The sequence below is a fragment of the Salipiger sp. PrR007 genome, from assembly GCF_010499845.1.
Classification (GTDB): domain Bacteria; phylum Pseudomonadota; class Alphaproteobacteria; order Rhodobacterales; family Rhodobacteraceae; genus Salipiger; species Salipiger pacificus_A.
The window spans coordinates 177,240-195,395 of record NZ_JAAGOZ010000072.1 but is presented as its reverse complement, the minus strand read 5'-3'; the positions used below and the strand labels follow the sequence as shown (position 1 = coordinate 195,395).

General features: G+C 67.9%; 19 protein-coding genes. 8 read left to right on the top strand and 11 right to left on the bottom strand.

Annotation, left to right across the window (positions count from 1 at the left end; translation table 11 throughout):
• Positions 1 to 29: 29 nt before the first annotated feature.
• The 8 genes from G0Q01_RS23200 (at position 30) to G0Q01_RS23165 (ending at position 8,101) form a co-directional block, all read left to right on the top strand.
• The gene (locus tag G0Q01_RS23200) at positions 30 to 1,013 is read left to right on the top strand and encodes a type I glyceraldehyde-3-phosphate dehydrogenase (protein WP_164213903.1); all 984 of its coding nucleotides are present in this window, start codon (positions 30 to 32) and stop codon (positions 1,011 to 1,013) included.
• Between the two features lie 120 nt (positions 1,014 to 1,133).
• Entirely contained in the window at positions 1,134 to 1,487 is a 354-nt protein-coding gene (uraH, locus tag G0Q01_RS23195) for a hydroxyisourate hydrolase (RefSeq protein ID WP_164197841.1), read from the top strand.
• 167 nt (positions 1,488 to 1,654) lie between these two features.
• Positions 1,655 to 2,740 (top strand): ABC transporter ATP-binding protein, encoded by a 1,086-nt coding sequence (locus tag G0Q01_RS23190; RefSeq protein ID WP_164197842.1) that lies wholly within the window; start codon positions 1,655 to 1,657, stop codon positions 2,738 to 2,740.
• 25 nt (positions 2,741 to 2,765) lie between these two features.
• Positions 2,766 to 3,734, top strand: a complete 969-nt coding sequence (locus G0Q01_RS23185; protein ID WP_164213902.1) for an ABC transporter substrate-binding protein — start codon at positions 2,766 to 2,768, stop codon at positions 3,732 to 3,734.
• A 4-nt stretch (positions 3,735 to 3,738) separates the two neighbouring features.
• On the top strand, positions 3,739 to 5,475 hold the full coding sequence (locus tag G0Q01_RS23180) for an ABC transporter permease (RefSeq protein WP_370457338.1): 1,737 nt from the start codon (positions 3,739 to 3,741) through the stop codon (positions 5,473 to 5,475).
• Positions 5,463 to 6,488: an MBL fold metallo-hydrolase gene (locus tag G0Q01_RS23175; RefSeq protein WP_164197845.1), complete on the top strand. Its 1,026-nt coding sequence runs from the start codon at positions 5,463 to 5,465 to the stop codon at positions 6,486 to 6,488. The genes G0Q01_RS23180 and G0Q01_RS23175 overlap by 13 nt, the downstream gene beginning before the upstream one ends.
• A 3-nt stretch (positions 6,489 to 6,491) precedes the next feature.
• Positions 6,492 to 7,073, top strand: coding sequence for a dual specificity protein phosphatase (locus G0Q01_RS23170; RefSeq protein WP_164197846.1), 582 nt, complete (start codon positions 6,492 to 6,494; stop codon positions 7,071 to 7,073).
• Positions 7,070 to 8,101, top strand: coding sequence for a LacI family DNA-binding transcriptional regulator (locus G0Q01_RS23165; RefSeq protein ID WP_164197847.1), 1,032 nt, complete (start codon positions 7,070 to 7,072; stop codon positions 8,099 to 8,101). The genes G0Q01_RS23170 and G0Q01_RS23165 overlap by 4 nt, the downstream gene beginning before the upstream one ends.
• On the opposite strand, the gene G0Q01_RS23160 is transcribed toward G0Q01_RS23165, so the two are convergent.
• The 11 genes from G0Q01_RS23160 to flgB all read right to left on the bottom strand — a co-directional run bounded on the left by G0Q01_RS23160 (position 8,091) and on the right by flgB (position 18,120).
• The gene (locus tag G0Q01_RS23160; RefSeq protein WP_164197848.1) at positions 8,091 to 8,489 is read right to left on the bottom strand and encodes a PIN domain-containing protein; all 399 of its coding nucleotides are present in this window, start codon (positions 8,487 to 8,489) and stop codon (positions 8,091 to 8,093) included. The genes G0Q01_RS23165 and G0Q01_RS23160 overlap by 11 nt on opposite strands.
• Positions 8,490 to 8,504: 15 nt before the next feature.
• Positions 8,505 to 8,729, bottom strand: coding sequence for an AbrB/MazE/SpoVT family DNA-binding domain-containing protein (locus G0Q01_RS23155; protein ID WP_108970304.1), 225 nt, complete (start codon positions 8,727 to 8,729; stop codon positions 8,505 to 8,507).
• A gap of 726 nt (positions 8,730 to 9,455) precedes the next feature.
• Complete coding sequence (locus G0Q01_RS23150; RefSeq protein ID WP_164197849.1) at positions 9,456 to 11,660, bottom strand: NADP-dependent isocitrate dehydrogenase; 2,205 nt, start codon at positions 11,658 to 11,660, stop codon at positions 9,456 to 9,458.
• 202 nt (positions 11,661 to 11,862) lie between these two features.
• On the bottom strand, positions 11,863 to 12,987 hold the full coding sequence (gene flhB / locus G0Q01_RS23145) for a flagellar biosynthesis protein FlhB (protein ID WP_164197850.1): 1,125 nt from the start codon (positions 12,985 to 12,987) through the stop codon (positions 11,863 to 11,865).
• Positions 12,988 to 13,005: 18 nt separating this feature from the next.
• Positions 13,006 to 13,761 (bottom strand): flagellar biosynthetic protein FliR, encoded by a 756-nt coding sequence (locus G0Q01_RS23140; RefSeq protein ID WP_108970301.1) that lies wholly within the window; start codon positions 13,759 to 13,761, stop codon positions 13,006 to 13,008.
• A complete protein-coding gene (flhA, locus tag G0Q01_RS23135) occupies positions 13,762 to 15,861 on the bottom strand; it encodes a flagellar biosynthesis protein FlhA (protein WP_164197852.1) in 2,100 nt (699 codons plus the stop codon).
• The gene (locus tag G0Q01_RS23130) at positions 15,861 to 16,667 is read right to left on the bottom strand and encodes a lytic transglycosylase domain-containing protein (RefSeq protein WP_164197853.1); all 807 of its coding nucleotides are present in this window, start codon (positions 16,665 to 16,667) and stop codon (positions 15,861 to 15,863) included. Before G0Q01_RS23130 ends, flhA begins: the two co-directional genes overlap by 1 nt.
• Positions 16,667 to 16,936, bottom strand: coding sequence for a flagellar biosynthetic protein FliQ (locus tag G0Q01_RS23125; protein WP_108970298.1), 270 nt, complete (start codon positions 16,934 to 16,936; stop codon positions 16,667 to 16,669). The genes G0Q01_RS23130 and G0Q01_RS23125 overlap by 1 nt, the downstream gene beginning before the upstream one ends.
• Positions 16,937 to 16,955: 19 nt before the next feature.
• Positions 16,956 to 17,285, bottom strand: a complete 330-nt coding sequence (locus G0Q01_RS23120) for a flagellar hook-basal body complex protein FliE (RefSeq protein ID WP_108970297.1) — start codon at positions 17,283 to 17,285, stop codon at positions 16,956 to 16,958.
• Positions 17,286 to 17,296: 11 nt separating this feature from the next.
• Positions 17,297 to 17,707 carry a flagellar basal body rod protein FlgC gene (gene flgC, locus G0Q01_RS23115; RefSeq protein WP_108970296.1) on the bottom strand — a complete coding sequence of 137 codons (411 nt, stop codon included), beginning with the start codon at positions 17,705 to 17,707 and terminating at the stop codon, positions 17,297 to 17,299.
• 11 nt (positions 17,708 to 17,718) lie between these two features.
• On the bottom strand, positions 17,719 to 18,120 hold the full coding sequence (flgB, locus tag G0Q01_RS23110) for a flagellar basal body rod protein FlgB (protein WP_108970295.1): 402 nt from the start codon (positions 18,118 to 18,120) through the stop codon (positions 17,719 to 17,721).
• Positions 18,121 to 18,156 lie beyond the last annotated feature (36 nt).

The following is an 18,156-nucleotide window of genomic DNA, read 5'->3' as shown; positions in this document are numbered from 1 at the left end:
GCCCGGTACAAGTTCCGCGGAGGCACCCCATGACCCGCATCATGATCAACGGCTTCGGCCGCATCGGCCGCACCCTGCTGCGCCAGCTCCTCACCGATCCGGCCCATGCCGATCTCGAGCTGGTGGCGATCAACGACATCGCCTCGCCCGAAATGTGCGCCTATCTTTTCCGCTACGACAGCGTCTTCGGCCCCTACCCCGGCACGGTGACCGAAGAGCCCGGCACGCTGGTCGTAGACGGACGCCGCATCCCCTTCCACACCACGCGCGACCTGCGCGAGCTCGACCTGAGCCATGTCGACGTGGTGCTCGAATGCACCGGCGCCGCCTCGAACCGCCCGCATGCCGAGGCCGGGCTGCTGGCCGGGGCGAGGTCGGTGCTGCTCTCTGGCCCCTCCGAGGCCGCCGACGTGACCTGCGTCCTGGGCGCCAACGAGGCCGAGATCGGCGACGCCCGCATCGTGTCGAACGCCTCCTGCACCACCAACGCCATCGCGCCGATGCTCAAGGCGCTCGACACCCGCTTCGGCATTGCCCGCGCCCATGTCACCACGATCCACTGCTACACCGGCAGCCAGCCGACGGTGGATGCCCCCGGCGCCAGCTACGAGCGCAGCCGCGCCGCCGCCGTTTCGATGGTGCCGACCAGCACCAGCGCCGCGAAGCAGGTGATCAAGGTGCTGCCCGGGCTCGACCAGCGTCTCAGCGTGACGGCGGTGCGCGTGCCCTGCATCTCGGTCTCGGCGGTGGACGCGGTGCTGCAGCTCGACACCATGCCCGAGGATGCCAATGCCGCGCTTGTCGACCTCTTCGCGGGTTCTCCGCTCGTCGGCCTCACCGGGGATCCCTGTGTCTCGACCGACCTGCGCGCCCGGCCCGAGTCGCTGGTGCTGTCGACCCGCGAGACCCGCGTGGTCGAGGGAGGCCAGCTCAGGCTCTTCGGCTGGTACGACAATGAATGGGGCTTCTCGGCGCGGATGCTCGACATGACGCGGCGCATGGCGACGCGCTGATCTTCAAACCGCGTTTGAAACTGCCTCGGGCGCAGGGGCCTTTGCTGGGACCTTTACCCGGCCCCCGCTTCTGCCACTATGACCCGCGACACCACCGAGATACCTTATGGAGACCCGCCGATGACCGGATACCTGACGACCCACGTGCTCGACACCGCCCGCGGCTGCCCCGCCGAGGGTCTGAAGATCGAGCTCTTCCGGATCGAGGACGGAACCCGCAGCCTTCTCAAGACGCTGGTCACCAATGAGGACGGGCGCACCAATGAGGAGATCCTGCCCGCCGCCGAGTTTGCGCCCGGCACCTATGAGCTTGTGTTCCACGCCGGGGCCTATCTCGACGCCTGCGGCACGCCGCCGGAGGAGCCGCGTTTCCTCGACGTGGTGCCGATCCGCTTCGGCATGTCCGAACCCGCGCATTACCACGTACCGCTGCTGCTCTCGCCCTTCGGCTATTCGACCTATCGCGGCAGCTGATCCCCGGATCCCGAACTGACACGACCGGCGCCCCTCGCGGGCGCCGTTTTCGTTTTCGCGGCTGATTTCACCAATCTGTCACGCCCCTGTCGCCCGCCTGTCGCAGCCCGCCGCCACAGATCGCCGCGACGCTGCACAGCTGTGCAGCCCGGCAAACAGGGCAGACCATGAGCGACATTCGCATCTCGGGGATCGACAAGAGCTACGGCCAGACGCAGGTGTTGCGGCAGGTCTCTCTGAGCATCGAGGCCGGGGAGTTCGTCGCCGTCCTCGGCCCCTCGGGTTGCGGCAAGACCACCCTGCTGCGCTGCCTCGCCGGCTTCGAGCGGCTCAACGCCGGCCGTATCGAGATCGGCGGAGACATCGTCTCGGCCCCCGGCCGTCACCTCGCCCCCGAGCATCGCGGCATCGGCGTGGTGTTCCAGAATTACGCCCTTTGGCCGCATATGTCGGTGGCGCAGAATGTGGCCTACGGGCTGAAGATCGCCGGCGTTCCTAGAACCGAGAGGAAGTCCCGCGTCGCCCGGGTGCTCGATCTGGTCGAGTTGGGCCCGCTCGCGCACCGCCGCCCCGCAGATCTCTCGGGCGGCCAGCGCCAGCGCGTCGCCCTCGCGCGCTGCCTCGCCATGGAGAGCCGCGTCGTGCTGCTCGACGAGCCGCTGGCCAATCTCGACGTGCACCTGCGCGGCGCGCTGGAAGAGGAATTCGCCGCCTTCCACGCCCGCTCCGGCGCCACCATGTTCTACATCACCCACGACCAGTCCGAGGCGCTGGCCCTCGCCGATCGCGTGGCGGTCATGGACAAGGGCCGCATCCTGCAGTTCGACCGCCCCGAAGCGCTGTTCAGCCAGCCGCAGACCGAGACCGTCGCGGGCTTCATCGGCGAGGGACGGGTGCTCGAGGCCGAGGACATCCGCCCGCTCGGGCAGGGCCGCGCCGCCGCCTCGCTGCTCGGCCAGCGCATCGAACTGCGCTGCGCCCCCGGCCAGACCGCCCGCCGCCGCGCCAAGATCTCCTTCCACCCCGGCGACCTCCAGCTCACCGATGCGGCGGAGGCCATCGCGGGCAACGTCACCCGCGCCACCTACCGCGGCGCCTTCCTGCGCGCCGAGGTCATGGCCGGGCCCGCGGGGGACATCCCGCTCTCCGTGAACATCGCCGCCCCCGCCGCGCTGAGCCGCGGCCAGAGGGTCTCGCTCGCCCTGCGCGACGGCTGGGTCATTCCCGACGCCGCCGCGTCTCACCCCTCCTGAACACGCGACCGCAAGGACACCGAACATGCGTCTTCTCTCCCTCTCCCTCGCCGCGTCGCTGCTCTCCAGCGCCGCCTTTGCCGAAACCACGCTGACGCTCTACACCAGCCAGCCCCCCGAGCAGGCGCAGCAGACCGTGGACGCTTTCGAGGCCGCCCACCCCGACATCAAGATCGAATGGACCCGCAACGGCACCTCGGCGCTGATGAACGTGGTGCGCGCCGAGATCGAGGCGGACAACGTGCAGCCCGATATCCTGCTGGTCGCCGATGTGATCAACCTCGGCGAGCTCAAGGCGGGCGGTCACCTGATGGCCTACGAAGACGCACCCGTGGCGGACTACGACCCAGCCACCTATGACGCCGACATGACCTATTTCGGCACCAAGGCGATGACCACCGGCATCGCCTACAACACCGAGATCGCCGAGCCGGTCAGCCATTGGATGGACCTCGTCACCGAAGACAACCGCGGCATGATCGGCGTGCCGTCGCCGCTCTACTCCGGCGCGGCGCTGAACCACCTGCATGCGTTGCTGAACGCCGAGGGCATCGGCTGGGCGTTCTACGAGGGGCTCAACGAGCTCGACATCGTCCCCGAGGGCGGCAACGGCCCGGCGACCAAGGCCGTCGCCTCGGGCATGGCGAAATACGCGATCATCGTCGATGCCAATGCCCTGCGCGCCAAGGCCGACGGCTCGCCGGTCGATTTCATCGTGCCCGAGGATGGCGTGAGCTTCATCACCGAGCCCGCCGCGATCATGGCCGACACCGAGCACCCGGAAGAGGCCAAGCTCTTCATCGACTTCCTGCTCAGCAAGGAAGGCCAGGAGCTGGTTGCCAAGCAGGGCTCGCTGCCGATCCTGCCCGGCGTCGAGGGCCCCGAGGGCTTTCCCAAGCTCGAGGACATGACCCTGCTCGGCTACAACGTCGATGCCGCGCTCGAGACCAACGAAGCCGTGCGCGCGCAGTTCGCCGAGCTCTTCGGGCTCTGATCGCGTGAGCCTCGTCCAAGACCAAGCGGCGCGCCCCTCTCGGGCGCGCCGACTGCTCGGGCGCCTCGGCGGCGAACGCGCGCTGACGCTGGTGCTGATCCTTTTTGTCGGGCTGCTCTCCATCGCGCCGCTCGCCCGGCTCCTCTATGCCGCACTCTTCCCCCAAGGCACCTTCGACGCCGAGCGCATCGCCGCGATCCTCGGCGGTCGCCGGGTGCTGGAGGCAACGCTCAACACCCTCTGGATCGCCTGCGCCGCAACGCTGCTGGCCACGGCGGTCGGCACGATGGCCGCGCTGCTGACCTCGCTCACCGATATGCGCCGCCGCACGCTCTGGGTCTTCGGCTTCGTGCTGCCGCTGATGATCCCGCCGCAGGTGACCGCGCTGGCCTGGGTTCAGGCCTTCTCTCCGGCAAGCCCGATCCTCGGCCCGCTCGGCCTCGCGCTGCCTCCCGGCACCCGCCACCCGCTCTATTCCATGGGCGGCATCATCTTCCTGCTCGGGCTCTACAATGCGCCCCTCGTGTTCCTGTCGGTCCGCGCCTCGCTGCAGCGCCTCCCGGCCTCGCTGGTCGAGGCCGCCCACGCGAACGGCGCCAGCGCGGGACAGGTCACGCGCGACATCATCCTGCCGCTGATCCGCAGCGGCGTTTTCGCCGGGGCCGCGCTGGCCTTCGTCTCGTCGATCGGCAACTTCGGCATCCAGGCGATGCTCGGCATCCCCGCCCGCGTGCCGACGCTGATTACCCTCATTTACCAGCGGCTCAACGCCTATGGCCCCTCGGCGCTGAACGACATGGCACTTCTGGCGCTGCTGCCGGCCCTGCTGACCGTGCTCGGCATGACCCTCACCGCCTGGCTCGGACGCCGCGGTGACCAGCGCGTCGATGCCGCGCAGCGCCCGCCCCGCATGAAGCTCGGAGCCTGGCGCCTGCCGGTCAGCGGCGTGGCCTGGCTCTACCTCGCGCTCTGCCTCGTCCTGCCGCTCTCCGCCCTTCTCGGCACCGCGCTGGTGCGCGGCTACGGCCAGCCCTTGACGCCGGACACGCTCACCTTCGAGAACTTCGCCAACGCCCTCTTCCACCACGAGGGCATCCGAAGCGCCTTTCTCACCTCGCTCTGGCTGACGCTGCTGACCGTGGCGGTATTGATCCCGGCGGCGGTCGCCCTCGGCTACGTGCTGAGCTGGCGCCGCGGCTGGGTGGCGCGGCTGCTGCGCCTCGCGTCAGAGCTGGCCTATGCGCTGCCCGGCATCATCATCGGCGTGGCGATGATCCTCTTCTTCCTGCGCCCCCTGCCCTTTGTCGGCACCGGGCTCTACGGCACGGTCTGGGTGATCCTCGCCGCCTACCTGTCGAACTTCCTCGCCCTTGCGCTGCGCCCCATCCTCGGCGGCTACGCCCAGATCGACCGGGCGCTGGACGAGGCCGCGCAGCTCGCCGGCGCCGGGGTCTTCGCGCGGCTGCGTGACATCGTGCTCCCCGCCCTCGCCCCCTCGGCCATGGCGGCGGCGATCCTCGTCTTCATGACGGCGGTGAACGAGATCCAGGTTTCGGTGCTGCTGGTCAGCTCGCGGGCCACCACCATCGGCCCGATGATCATCTTCCTCGAAGAGGCGGGCTCCTCGACCCTCGCCGCCGCGGTCGGATGCCTGATGGTGCTCATGGTGCTGGCGCTCATGGGGCTGTCGCTGCTCGTCGGCCGCCGCCTGCCCGAGGGGGTGCTGCCATGGCGCGACTGACCGCCCTCAGCGGCCTCGGCCGCAAAAGCGCCGCGCTCTTCCTGCTCGAGATCGAGGGCCGCAGGCTGCTGCTCGACATGGGCGGCGGGCTCGAGGCCGGCGAGCGGCCCGATCTCTCGCAGGCCGGGCGTGTCGACGCGGTGCTGCTGAGCCACGCCCACGTCGATCACGTCGGCGCGCTCGACCGGCTGGCCGAGATCGGCAACCCGCCGGTCTACGCCACCCAAGAGACCCAACGCCAGCTCCCCTGCAACCTGCGCCCGCCACGCCTCGCAAAGCTGCCCGACCGTGGCTGTGCCGAGGTTCTGGGCGTCCGCCTCGACACCGGCCGCTCCGGCCATGCGCCCGGCGGCATCTGGATGCGCTTTCCGACCCTGCGCGGCGGCTTTCTCTACACAGGCGATTTCAGCACCGAGGCCCCGCTGCTGCGCTGCGATCCCTTCCCGCGCAGCGCCACGGTGCTGGCCGACGCCTCCTACGGCGACCGCGAGGACTCGCTCGCCGATCAGATCGCCGCCCTGACCAAAGCAGCGCGCGGCGGCGCGGTGCTGCCCTGCCCGCTCGGCGGGCGCGGCCCGGACATGGTGGCGGCGCTCGGGGCCGCCGGGCTGACTGTCCACGCTTGCCCTCAGATCGCCGATGAGACCGAAAGACTCACCGGCACCCCTCCGCCCGTCGCCACGCCCGAGACCGCAACCCCAGCGCAGATCATTGTCGCCGACGGGCCGAACGCCGAGCATGGACTCTGCGCCGCGCTCCGGGAGCGCCCCGGCTTCCGCTTCATCTTTTCAGGCCATGTGCCGCGCAGCAGCCCCGCGCATGCGATGCTCGCCGAGGGTCACGCCCGCTGGATGGGCTGGAACGTGCACCCGCGACTCTCGGACATCCTCGCCATGGCCGAGACCACCCGGGCCGAACGGGTGCTGCCGGCCTTCGTCGATCTGCGCGCCGCCCCCCGCCTGACCGCTGCGCTTGGCCCGCGCCTGCGGCAGTGCCCCAGTCTCGAGGTCTGACCCATGATCCGTCACCACCTGCCCGACACCGTTCCCGCAGCCGAGGCCGCCGAGGACCAGAAGCCGCTGATCTGGCGGGCCGCAGGCGAAATCGGCCCCGGCCTCGACGGGCTGTGGCTTGGCAACCTACCGGCCGCAGAGGATGGCGACGCCCTGCAGCAGGCAGGCATCGGCGCCAGCCTCAACCTCGCGATGAACATCTTCCCCGGCCCTCTCCTTCGCCCCGACGGCACCCATCTGCGGCGCTACCAGATCGGCCTGCTCGACGGGCCGGGCAATGCCGCCGAGACGCTGGCCGCGGCGGTCACGCTGATCGACGGGCTCGCCGCGGTCTATACCGCGGGCAAACCGCACTACCCCGCCCACAAAAGGGGCGGGCTGCTGGTGCATTGCCGCGGCGGGCGCTCGCGTTCGGTCACCGTGCTGGCGCTCTGGCTGCACCTGCGGCGGCCCGGCACCTATCCGAGCTTCGACGCCGCCCTCGCGCACCTTCACGCGCTGCGCGGGCTCGAGCAAAGCTACCCGCTGCCGCCGATGCTCGCGCTTGCGCAAGAGGTGCTGAACCGGGGCCTCTGCGCCCGATGACACCGCCCCGCCCGCCGCTCGGACCTCCCCGGAGCCGCTTCGTCTCGGCCGCCGACGTGGCACGGCTGGCCGGGGTCTCGCGCTCGGCAGTGTCGCGCGCCTTCACGCCCGGCGCGCATGTGTCAGAGCAGGCCCGCGCCCGCATCCTCGAGGCCGCCGAAGAGCTCGGCTACCGGGTCAACCGCCTCGCCCGCACCTTGCACCAGGAGCGCTCGGACCTCGTCGGCGTGGTCGGCGGCAACTTCTCCAACCCCTATATCTCTGCCCAGCTCGACGCCCTGTCGAAGGCGCTGCACGCCCACCGCCTGCAATGCCTGCTGATGAACGGCACCGGCGGCGTGGCCGAGGACCTCAAACGCCTGCTCGACTACCGGGTGCGCACCGTCGTGCTGCTCTCGGGGGCCGCGCCCGACGCGCTGATCCGGCTATGTGCGCAGAACGGCGCGCGCATGGTGCTGATCAACCGGCCGCGCCCGCCAAAAGGCGCGCGGGCCGATCTCATCCTCGCGGACAGCGCCCGCGGCGGCCGGCTGGCGGCCGAGCGGCTGACCCGGGCCGGTTGCCGCAACGTGGCGGTGGTGATCTCGGGCTCGCGCACCTCGGCCAAGATCGACCGGGCCGAGGCCTTCTGCTCGGAAATGGCCCTGCGCGGCATCCCGGTGACCCGCTGGGTCGACGGGCCGAACAGCTACGAAACCGGGGCCGAGGCGGCCCGCGTGCTGCTGCAAGGGACCGGCATCGACGGCATCTTCGGCGTCACCGACGAGATCGCGCTCGGGGTGCTCAACACCGCCCGCTTCGAGCTCGGCCTGCGGGTGCCCGAGGATCTGTCGGTGATCGGCTTCGACGACGCGCCAATCTCGGGCTGGTCCTCGCATGCGCTGACCACGGTCAGCCAGTCGCTCGAGGATCTCACCCGCGCCACGATGGAGGCCATTGCCCTGCCCGCCGAGGCCGCGCCCATGCTCTACGAGGTGCCGGTGCGGCTGGTCGAGCGCGGCTCGGTGCGCGCGCCGCTCAGCCCTTGAACGGGTTGAGGATGCGCAGGCGCCCCTCGACCAGCAGCCCGTGATGCATGTCCTCGGACCAGAGCGTGTCGCAGCCTGCTTCGAGCGCCGCGCCGACGATCATCGAGTCGTAGACCGAAAACCCGTAGCGCATCCCGAGCGCCCGGCCGATGTCATGGGTCAGCTCGGTCAGCGGCACCACCTCGCAGAGCGCCCGGACGCCGGCAAGAAACGCCCCCGCCTCCTCGGCGCTCAGCTTCGCCTTGCGCAGGCAGTTTACCAGCGCCTCGTTCAGCACCTGCACGCTGATCACCCCGCCCTGCTGCAGCAGCGCCTCGGCGCGATCCGCCTTCGGCGCCTCGCCCAGAAGGTAGAGGATCACGTTGGTGTCGAGAAAGGCCCCCGCCATGGATCGGCCCCGGGATCAGCGCGCGTTGGCCTCGTCGCGGGGCAGCGGTCCGTCGGGCAGCCGCCCCCGGAAACGGCGCAGACCGGCGAGGATCTCCTCGGGCCGCGCGGCGCGGCTCACCGCGAGCCCCCGGTCGTCGGGATGCAGCTCGATCCGGTCGCCCTCTTTCAGCCCCAGTTCGCGCACGAGTTCGGCAGGCAGGCGGACCGCCAGGGAGTTCCCCCATTTCGAGATCTGCATCACAGCCTCCTGACATTAAGATATACGTTCCGAAAATGTATATCCATGCACCGCGGTGATCAACCGCTTCGGCGACCCGCGGCGCCGGAAAAAAAATAGGCACCCGGAGATGACCCCGGGTGCCGCTCATAATTATCAAAAGACTAAGGATACTTAGGCCAAATGGCCTCCCCCCTTCACCTGAACGAAACTCGCCGCCCTGCCAATATGGGCATGAAGCTGCCATCAGGAGAGAAAACTCCGATTTGCTCAGTCATAGCAGCACCACCAGGCAGAATTACAGTAGCGCGATTTCGCCGGTCGCGAGCAGATTTTTGGGCCCGCGGCGCATGTTTCATGCAAGCCCCTGCAAGGACGAATTTTTTCCACAATCTGTTCACAGTTCAGTTTCAACCTCTGCGCGAACGACTCGGTCGGGGGCACCACGCGCCCGGGAAGGCAAGGCAGAATCACTTGCAGACGCGCGGATTTTTTAGCGCTCCAAATATCTAACATACTGTTAATGTTCTGAATTTATTGAACCTCTCGCGGGGAGCCACCACATGCAGTAGGTAATCTTTGAGCACCTACACTCTGCGGTATGTTGTCGCAGAACGCCCCGGCGCAACACTGTCGGCTTGTGGACAAACGGCGGATAAGTCCCACGGAACCCGCGAAGCATTGCCCCGAACGCAAACACCCCCGGCCTTTCAGCCGGGGGTGCCCATCTCGTCAGCGGTGTCGATTTCAGCCGAGGATGCCGTTCAGCGTTGCCGAGGGGCGCATCACGGCAGCGGTCTTCTCCGCGTCACCGTGGTAGTAGCCCCCGAGATCCGCGGGCTTGCCCTGCACCGCCGCCAGCTCTGCCACAATCGCAGCCTCACCATCGGCCAGCGCCTTGGCGATGGGCGCGAAATGCGCCGCCAGCTCGGCGTCGTCCGATTGCGCCGCCAGCGCTTCGGCCCAGTAGCGCGCGAACCAGTAGTGGCTGTCGCGGTTGTCGGGCTCACCCACCTTGCGCGAGGGCGAACGGTCGTGGTCGAGAATGCCCTGCGTCGCGATCTCCACCGCATCGCCCAGCACCCGCGCCTTGGCGTTGTCCTTCTGGTCGGCAAGGAACTTGAAGCTCTCGCCAAGGGCGCAGAACTCGCCCAGCGAATCCCAGCGCAGGTGGTTCTCTTCCACCAGCTGCTGCACGTGCTTCGGAGCCGACCCGCCGGCACCGGTCTCGAAGAGGCCGCCGCCGTTCATCAGCTTCACGATCGAGAGCATCTTGGCCGAGGTGGCCAGCTCGAGGATCGGGAAGAGGTCGGTCAGGTAATCGCGCAGCACGTTGCCGGTGATCGCGATGGTGTTCTCGCCCTTGGTGATGGTCTCGAGCGAGGCGATGGTCGCTTCGCGCGGGGCCATGATCTCGAACTTGTCCGACACGCCCTTCGCCTCGAGGATCGGCTTCACGTAGGCGATCAGCTCGGCATCATGCGCGCGGTTCGCATCGAGCCAGAAGATCGCGCGGTAGCCGGTGGCCTTCTGACGCTCGATGGCGAGGTTCACCCAATCTTCGATCGGCGCCTTGCGGGCCGAGGCCGAGCGCCAGATGTCGCCCGCCTGCACCTCGTGCGAGTGCAGAACGGTGCCGTCGTCGAGGATCATCTTGACGGTGCCTGCCTCGGGCATCTCGAAGGTGGTCGGGTGCGAGCCGTATTCTTCCGCCTTCTGCGCCATCAGGCCGAGGTTCTGCACGGTGCCGGCGGTGGCCGGGTTCAGCTTGCCGTTCGCCTTGAAGAACTCGATTGCTGCGTCATAGACCGGCGCATAGGAGTTGTCGGGGATCACGCAGTTGGTGTCGGCTTCCTTGCCGTCCGGGCCCCAGCCCTTGCCGCCGGCGCGGATCAGCGCGGGCATCGAGGCGTCGATGATCACATCCGACGGCACGTGCAGGTTGGTGATGCCCTTGTCCGAGTTCACCATGTACATCGGCGGACGCGACGCGGTCACTTCCTCGATCGCGGCCACGATCTCGGCGTTGTCCTTCACCCGCTCCAGCAGGTCGCCAAGGCCCGAGTTCGGGTTGACGCCGAGCGCCTTCAGCTCGTCGCCGTACTTGTCGAACACCGGCTTCAGCCAGGCCTTCACCGCGTGGCCGAAGATGATCGGGTCCGAGACCTTCATCATCGTGGCCTTCATGTGCAGCGAGAAGAGCGTGCCCTCGTCCTTGGTCTTGGCGATCTCGTCTTCCAGGAAGGCGTCGAGCTTCGCCGCGCTCATGTAGGTGGCATCGACCACGGTGCCCGCCGGATAGGAGACGCCCTCTTTCAGCACGGTCTCGCCCGAGGCAGTCTCCAGCACGATCTTCGCGGTCGCGGCCTTGTCGAGCGTCGCCGAGACCTCGTTCGAGAAGAAGTCGCCGCCGTCCATCGCGGCGACGCGGGTCTTGCTGTCCTTGGTCCACTCGCCCATGCGATGCGGGTTCGACTGCGCGAATTTCTTCACGGCGGCGGCGGCGCGGCGGTCAGAGTTGCCCTCGCGCAGCACCGGGTTCACGGCCGAGCCCTTGATCCCGTCGTACTTGGCCTGAATCGCCTTTTCCTCGTCGCTCGAGGCCTCATAGGGGTAGTCGGGCAGCGCGTAGCCCTGGCCCTGCAGTTCCTTGACCGCGGCCACCAGCTGCGGCACCGAGGCCGAGATGTTGGGCAGCTTGATGACGTTGGCTTCGGGCGTCTTGACCCACTCGCCAAGCCAGGCCAGGTCGTCCGACTGGCGCTGCGCCTCGGTCAGCGCCTCGGGAAAGGTCGCGAGGATGCGGCCCGCGAGCGAGATGTCCTTGGTGCCGACCGACACACCGGCGGCAGCGGCAAAGCTGCGGATGATCGGAAGCAGCGAGGCCGAGGCCAGCTCGGGCGCTTCGTCGACCTTGGTGTAAACGATGTCAGGAGTGTTGTTCTCAGCCATGATGCGATGCCTTTCCTGGGGGTTTCGCCCCCTTTAGCCGTTCTGCATACAAAGGTCTACAGTCGCGGTGCCGCATCGGATCGCCGCACCGCGCCCCCCTGCCCTAGCGTGGATTTCCGTCCATTTCCACGCCGCGCAGGCCCCATGCGCGGGCGCGCGCCGGTGCACCGTCCCCGTGGCCCCTCGTGCGGGACCGGGCCGTTCAGTCCTCCTCCCGCAAGCTCGACCCTTCCGGCATCGGACGCTTGATGTTGCGCTGCATGTCCATGACGTAGCCGATGATCGCGGCCACGGCCTCCCAGTGTTCGATGGGGATCTGCTTGTCGATCTCGGCCGCACCGTGCAGCGCCCGCGCCAGCGGCTTGTTCTCGATGATCGGCACCTCGGACTCGCGCGCGAGCTCGCGGATCCGCGCCGCGAGCAGGTCGGCCCCCTTGGCGACGCAGACCGGCGCCATGTCGACGCCGCTCTCGTATTTCAGTGCCACGGCAAAATGCGTCGGGTTGGTCAGCACCACCGTCGCCCGCGGCACCGCCTGCGCGATGCGCTGGCGCGCCCGCTCGCGGCGCAGCTGCATGCGCTTTGCGCGGATGTGCGGATCGCCCTCGGTGTCCTTGTGCTCGTCCTTGATCTCCTGCATCGACATGCGCTGCTTGCGCCGGTACTCAAAGCGCTTCCACAGCACGTCCGCCACGGCGATCACCAAGAGGATCGACAGCACCACCATCAGCATGCGCGAGGCCGCGTGCCGGGCGAACTCCGTCACCATCTCGGGGAGGATCCCCTGCACCTGCCAAAGCTCGCGCACCCCCTGATAGGTGATCCAGAGCCCGATCCCGCCGACCACCAGCACCTTCAACATGCTCTTGCCGAACTCCACCATGGCGCCGAGCGAGTAGATCTTCTTGAACCCCGACATGGGCGAGATCTTCGACAGTTTCGGCCGGATCCGCTCGCCAGCCACCACGATGTCGCCCTGCAGCAGCGCGCCGGCGACCGCCCCCAGCACCATCAGCGCCAGCAGCGGTGCCAGCAAGAGCCCGACCCCGCGCAGCATGCCCCAGCTCACCCCGCCGATATCGCGCATGCCCTGCACGTCCTCGCCGATACTCACCTGCCCGGCGGTCTCGAAAACCCCGCGCAGCACCCCGGCAAACGTCGCCGAGACGCCGGGCATGACAAAGTCGGTGATGGCAAAGAGCGACAGCACCGCGGTGACATTGCCGACCTCCTTGGAGCTCGGCACATCTCCCTTCTCGCGGGCCTTTCGGAGCTTTCGCTCTGTCGGCTCCTCGGTCTTGTTGTCCTTGTCCTCACCCTCGGCCATGCCCGGACGTCCCCTGCCTCAGAACACCAGCAGGCCGAGCCACTCGGCAAAGCGCTCGGCGAACTCGCGCAGCATCATCGGCGCGGCCATGACCAGGACCAGAAGCCCCGAGAAGATCAGCACCGGCCCGGCGACGAAAAACACCGGCAGCGTCGGCATCATCCGCGCGGTCAGGCCCATTGCGAGGTTGAGCAGCAGGCCCATGACGAAGAAGGGCGCGGCGATCGACAGCCCCATGTAGAAGCTCGCGCTCACCGCCCGGACGATCTGCTGCGCCAGATCCCCGGTCAGGATCCGCCCCGGCGGAAAGACGTCGTAGCTCATCACCATGGCGCCGATGATCAGGTGGTGCAGGTCGGTGGCAAAGATCACCGCCACCGCCGCCATCATCAGCGCGGTGGAAATTAGATCGGCCCCCTCGAAGGAGCCGAGACTGGGCGAGAAGGCATTGGCAAGCCCCGAGATCGTGCCGATCTGGTAGCCGGCGAACTGCAGACCCGACAGGAGGATCCGCGCGCTGACACCGATCCAGACCCCCAGCGTCAGCTCGATGGCAAGAATGCCGATGAAGGCGGCGATGTCATCGAAATCCACCGGGCCCAGCGGGGCCAGCGGGTAAAGCGCCAGCGACAGGACCAGCGCCATGGCCAGTCGGTGGCGCACCGGAAACAGCGCCTCGCCGAGACCGGGCATGAACATCAGGATGCCGCCGATCCGGGCAAAGACCAGCGCCACCCCAAGGAACTCGGTGGTGATCAGCGCCGAGACGTTCATCTACTTGCCGATGGTGGCGACGGTGCGCAGCGCCGCCTTGCGGTGGATCTCGTTGTGCGACAGCACGGTGGTCATCGGGCTCACCCGTTCCAGCATCGAGCGCACGAAGCTGCGCACCTCGGGGCTGACCAGCAGCGCCGGCCATTCGTCGCGTTCGGCAAACTGCTGGATTTCGCGCCGGGTCTGCAGCACGAAATCCTGCACCCGCTGCGGCGACATGACGAAGTTGCGCTCGTCGCCGCTGACCCGCAGCGCCTCGAGGAACTCCTTCTCCCAGGCCGGCCCCATGGTGATCACCGGAATGAAGCCCGAGCCGTCCATCATCGACTTGCAGATCTGGTTGGCCAGGCGCCGGCGCACCTGCTCGGTGATCTGCGTGACGTTCGACGTGCTGCGCTTGGCCTCGGCGATGGCCTCGACGATCAGCGGCAGGTTTCGCACCGAGACCCGCTCGGCCAGCAGCCCCTGCAGCACCTGCTGGATCAGCACCATTGGCGCATTGCCGGGAATGTCCTTGGCGAGCTTCTGGTACTCGCGGTCGAGCCCCTCGATCAGTTCCTGCGTCGCGCCATAGGTCATCAGCTCGGGCAAGTGTTCCTTCACCACCTCGGTCAGATGGGTGATGATCACGCTCTCCGGGTCGACCACGGTCAGCCCCATGCCCTCGGCGATCTTGGCGGTCTCGGGATCCACCCAGAGCGCATCGAGCCCAAAGGTCGGATCCTTGCCGCGCTCGCCCTTCAGCCCGCAGTCGCCGGGGTTAACCACCATCATGCCGGTCGGACGCACGTCGCCGCGCGCCACCTCGACCCCCTGCACCATGAGCGCATAGCTCTGCGAGGGCAGCATCGGCTCGTCCTTGATCCGGACCGTCGGGAGCACGAAGCCGAACTCGCGCGCAAAGAGCCCGCGCAGGCTTTTGATCTTGCCCGCCAGCGCCGCGTCGGGGCTCGAGATCAGCGGCACCAGCGCCTGACCCAGGTCGAGCCGGAGCGTGTCGAGCTTCAGCGTCTCCTTGATGCTGTCCTCGGCGGGAGCGGCTTCGGCCTTCTGCCGCTGCGCCTCTTCGCGCGCGGCACTGCGGGTGGCTTCCTCGGCGCCGCGCTGCACGGTGATGCCGAGAAAGATCATCAGCCCCGCGAGCCCCGCAAAGACCAGCGCCGGAAACCCCGGCAGCAGCCCGATGGCAAAGAGCAGCGCCGCCGCCATGAACAGCGCCTTGGGGAATTTCGACAGCTGGCCCAGAACCGCCTCGTTGGCCGCGCCCTCGGTGCCGCCCTTGGTGACGATGAGACCCGCCGCCAGCGACACCACCAGCGCCGGGATCTGCGACACCAGTCCGTCGCCGATGGTCAGCACGGTGTAGAAGTTTGCCGCCTCGGACAGCGACAGCCCATGCTGCGCGACGCCGATGAGGATGCCGCCGATGACATTGATCAGTGTGATGATGATCCCGGCCACAGCGTCGCCGCGCACGAATTTGCTTGCGCCGTCCATCGCCCCGAAGAAGCCGCTCTCGTCCTCCAGTTCCTTGCGGCGCGAGCGCGCCTGCTCCTCGTCGATCAGCCCGGCGCCGAGATCGGCGTCGATGGCCATCTGCTTGCCGGGCATGGAATCCAGCGAGAAGCGGGCCGAAACCTCGGCGATTCGGGTCGAGCCCTTGGTGATCACCACGAAGTTGATCACCACGAGGATGGCAAAGATCACGATGCCGATGATGAAATTGCCGCCGACGATGAAGCGCGAGAAGCCCTCGATCACCCCACCCGCGGCGCTGGGACCGGTGTGCCCCTCGGACAGGATCAGCCGCGTCGAGGCAACGTTGAGCGACAGCCGCAACATGGTGACCATCAGCAAGAGCGACGGGAAGGAGTTGAACTCCAGCGGCTTCGGGATCCAGAGCGCCACCATCAGGATCAGCACCGAAACCGAGAGCGACACGGCCAGCCCGAGGTCGAGGATCACCGGCGGCAGCGGCACGAAGAGCACGCCGAGCATGAGCGTCACGCCGATGGCGAAGGCGACGTCGCGGTTCGCCAGCCCCCGGGCCTTCAGGCTGGGGCGCTTGCGCGAGGCGGTGAAGGGATCGGTCAGGGCCATCAGAACATCTTTCGGAAGGCAGGCAGCACGGGTTGCATCACCTCGCGCCCGTAAAGACTGCGTGCGCCCTCGTCGGCGGCGCCGCTGCGCGTGGTCAGCCAGGAGGTCCAGAAGTGCCCCTCGGGCAGCGGCTCGGCGGCGGCCATGGCGACCGGCGGCGGGGCGCCGCCCCCCTCCCCTGCCGCCAGCGCGCGGAAGATGTCGAGGCGGTCATTGGCAATGCCGACGTTCTGCTTCAGCCGCCCGAGATAGGCCTGCCGGTGCTCCGGCGTGGCCGAATGGTAGCGCCCCGCCGCCTCGACCCAATCGCCGGTCTGCTCATAGAGAGACACCAGCAGCCGCGCGGCGTAATCGACGTTGCGCGCCGGATCGAACCCATGCTCGAGCGAGACAAAGGCGTCGGGATGCCAGCGCAGGTTCACCTGCATGCAGCCGACGTCGACCGAGGCCACCCCATCGGCCTGCCGCGCCCGCACCCAGCTGGCGGCGGTCTCGGGGCTGGTGAAATAGCGCCCGTCACCCTCGGCATTGGCGGTCCATGGCCAGATGGTCAGCTCGCCCTCGTGCATCATGCCCGATTCCTGCAGGCCGATGCCCAGCAAGAGGTTGCCGGGGATCTGGTGCCGCAGCTGCGCGCGCAAGATCTCGCGGATACAGAGGCCCGAGGGCGCTGCCTGCGCGGGCAGCGCCGGAGCAGGCTGCCCCGTCCGCGCGGTCGGCCGATAGAAATCGCTCCAGTCGGCCCGCGCGCCCTGCCCCGTCACCAGCAGCAGCAGCGCGACCAGCATCCCCGCCAGCGCCCGCATCAGAAGCCCCCGCTGATGATCAGGTCAAACGCGGTGTCCGACAGCTTCTTGACCATGGCGTACATGAACGGAAGGAACGCCAGCAGCCCGAGGAAGATCGCCACGATCTTCGGCACGAAGGTCAGCGTCATTTCCTGGATCTGCGTCAGCGCCTGGAAGAAGGCGACGATGAGCCCGACCACCAGCGCGATGCCCATGATCGGACCGGACGCGTAGAGCACGGTCAGAAAGGCATCCGACAGGATCGTATGCGTATCGGCTTCGGTCACCGCGCCCCCATTCGCCGGATCAGACCGGCATGCGCATGATTTCCTGGTAGGCCTCGACCAGCTTGTCGCGCACCGCAACGGCGGTGTTCACCGTGGTTTCGAGCTCCAGCGTGGCCAGCACGACCTGCTGGGTGTCGATGTCGCCGCGCATGCCGTTCTGCGCGACCGCCTCGGCCTCGCGGATGGTCTGCACGGTGTCGGCGCCGGCCTTCGAGATCATCTCGGCAAAGCTGGGCCGCTCGGCCTGGTCCGGCGCGATCGCCGGCATCTTCTCGGCGACCATATCGCGCGACGCGCGGTAGGCGCCGCTGGCCGAGTTCAGCGAAAGGAGCGAGGAGGGTCCCGCCATACGTCAAAGTCCTATTTCAGCAGGTCGAGAAGCTGCGTGCGCATGGTGCGCCCGGTCTCGAACATGTTCAGGTTGGCCTGGTAGCTGCGCGAGGCCTCGCGCATGTTGGCCAGCTCGAGGATCGTCTTCACGTTCGACACCTTCACGAAGCCGTCCTGGTCGGCGGCCGGATGCGCGGGGTCGAAGCGCAGTTCGAAATCGGCGGAGTCGCGGGTCACGTCCGACACCCCCACCATGGAGGCCCCGGTTTCCCGGTCCACCAGCTCCTCAAAGGAGATCACCTTGCGGCGATAGGGATCGCCGCCCTCGGTGTTGCCGGTGGAACTGGCGTTGGCGACGTTCTCGGAGACGACCTTCAGGCGCTCGCCCTGGGCACGCATGCCGCTGGCGGCGACGTTCAATACGGATTTCAGCGGATCCATGGTGTCCCCTCTCAACGAATGCCGGTGACCGCGACGGTCAGCAGGTTGTGGCCCTTGCGATACAGCTCGGCCGCCAGCCGGTAGCTGCCCGCCACCTCCGCGGCCTTGATGGTCTGCTGCTCGACCGACACGGTGTTGCCGTCGAGGCTGGCTTCCCAAGCGGTCTCGTCGCGCTCGATTCGCACGCCGTCGGGCGTGCTGTGGCCGCTCTGGATGTGCTGCGCGTTGGTCACCTCAAGGCCGCTCATCGCGCGTTGCCCCTCGAGCGCCTGCGCAAAATCGTTCACCTCGCGGGCCTTGTAATTCGGCGTATCCGCGTTGGCGATGTTCTCGGAAATCACACTCTGCCGCGCTCCGAGCCACGTCATGCGCTCGGAGGCCAACTGGAAAAAGGACATACCATCAAGTTTCATGAAGAGTTTCCTTTCGGCTCAAACAAGGATAGCATG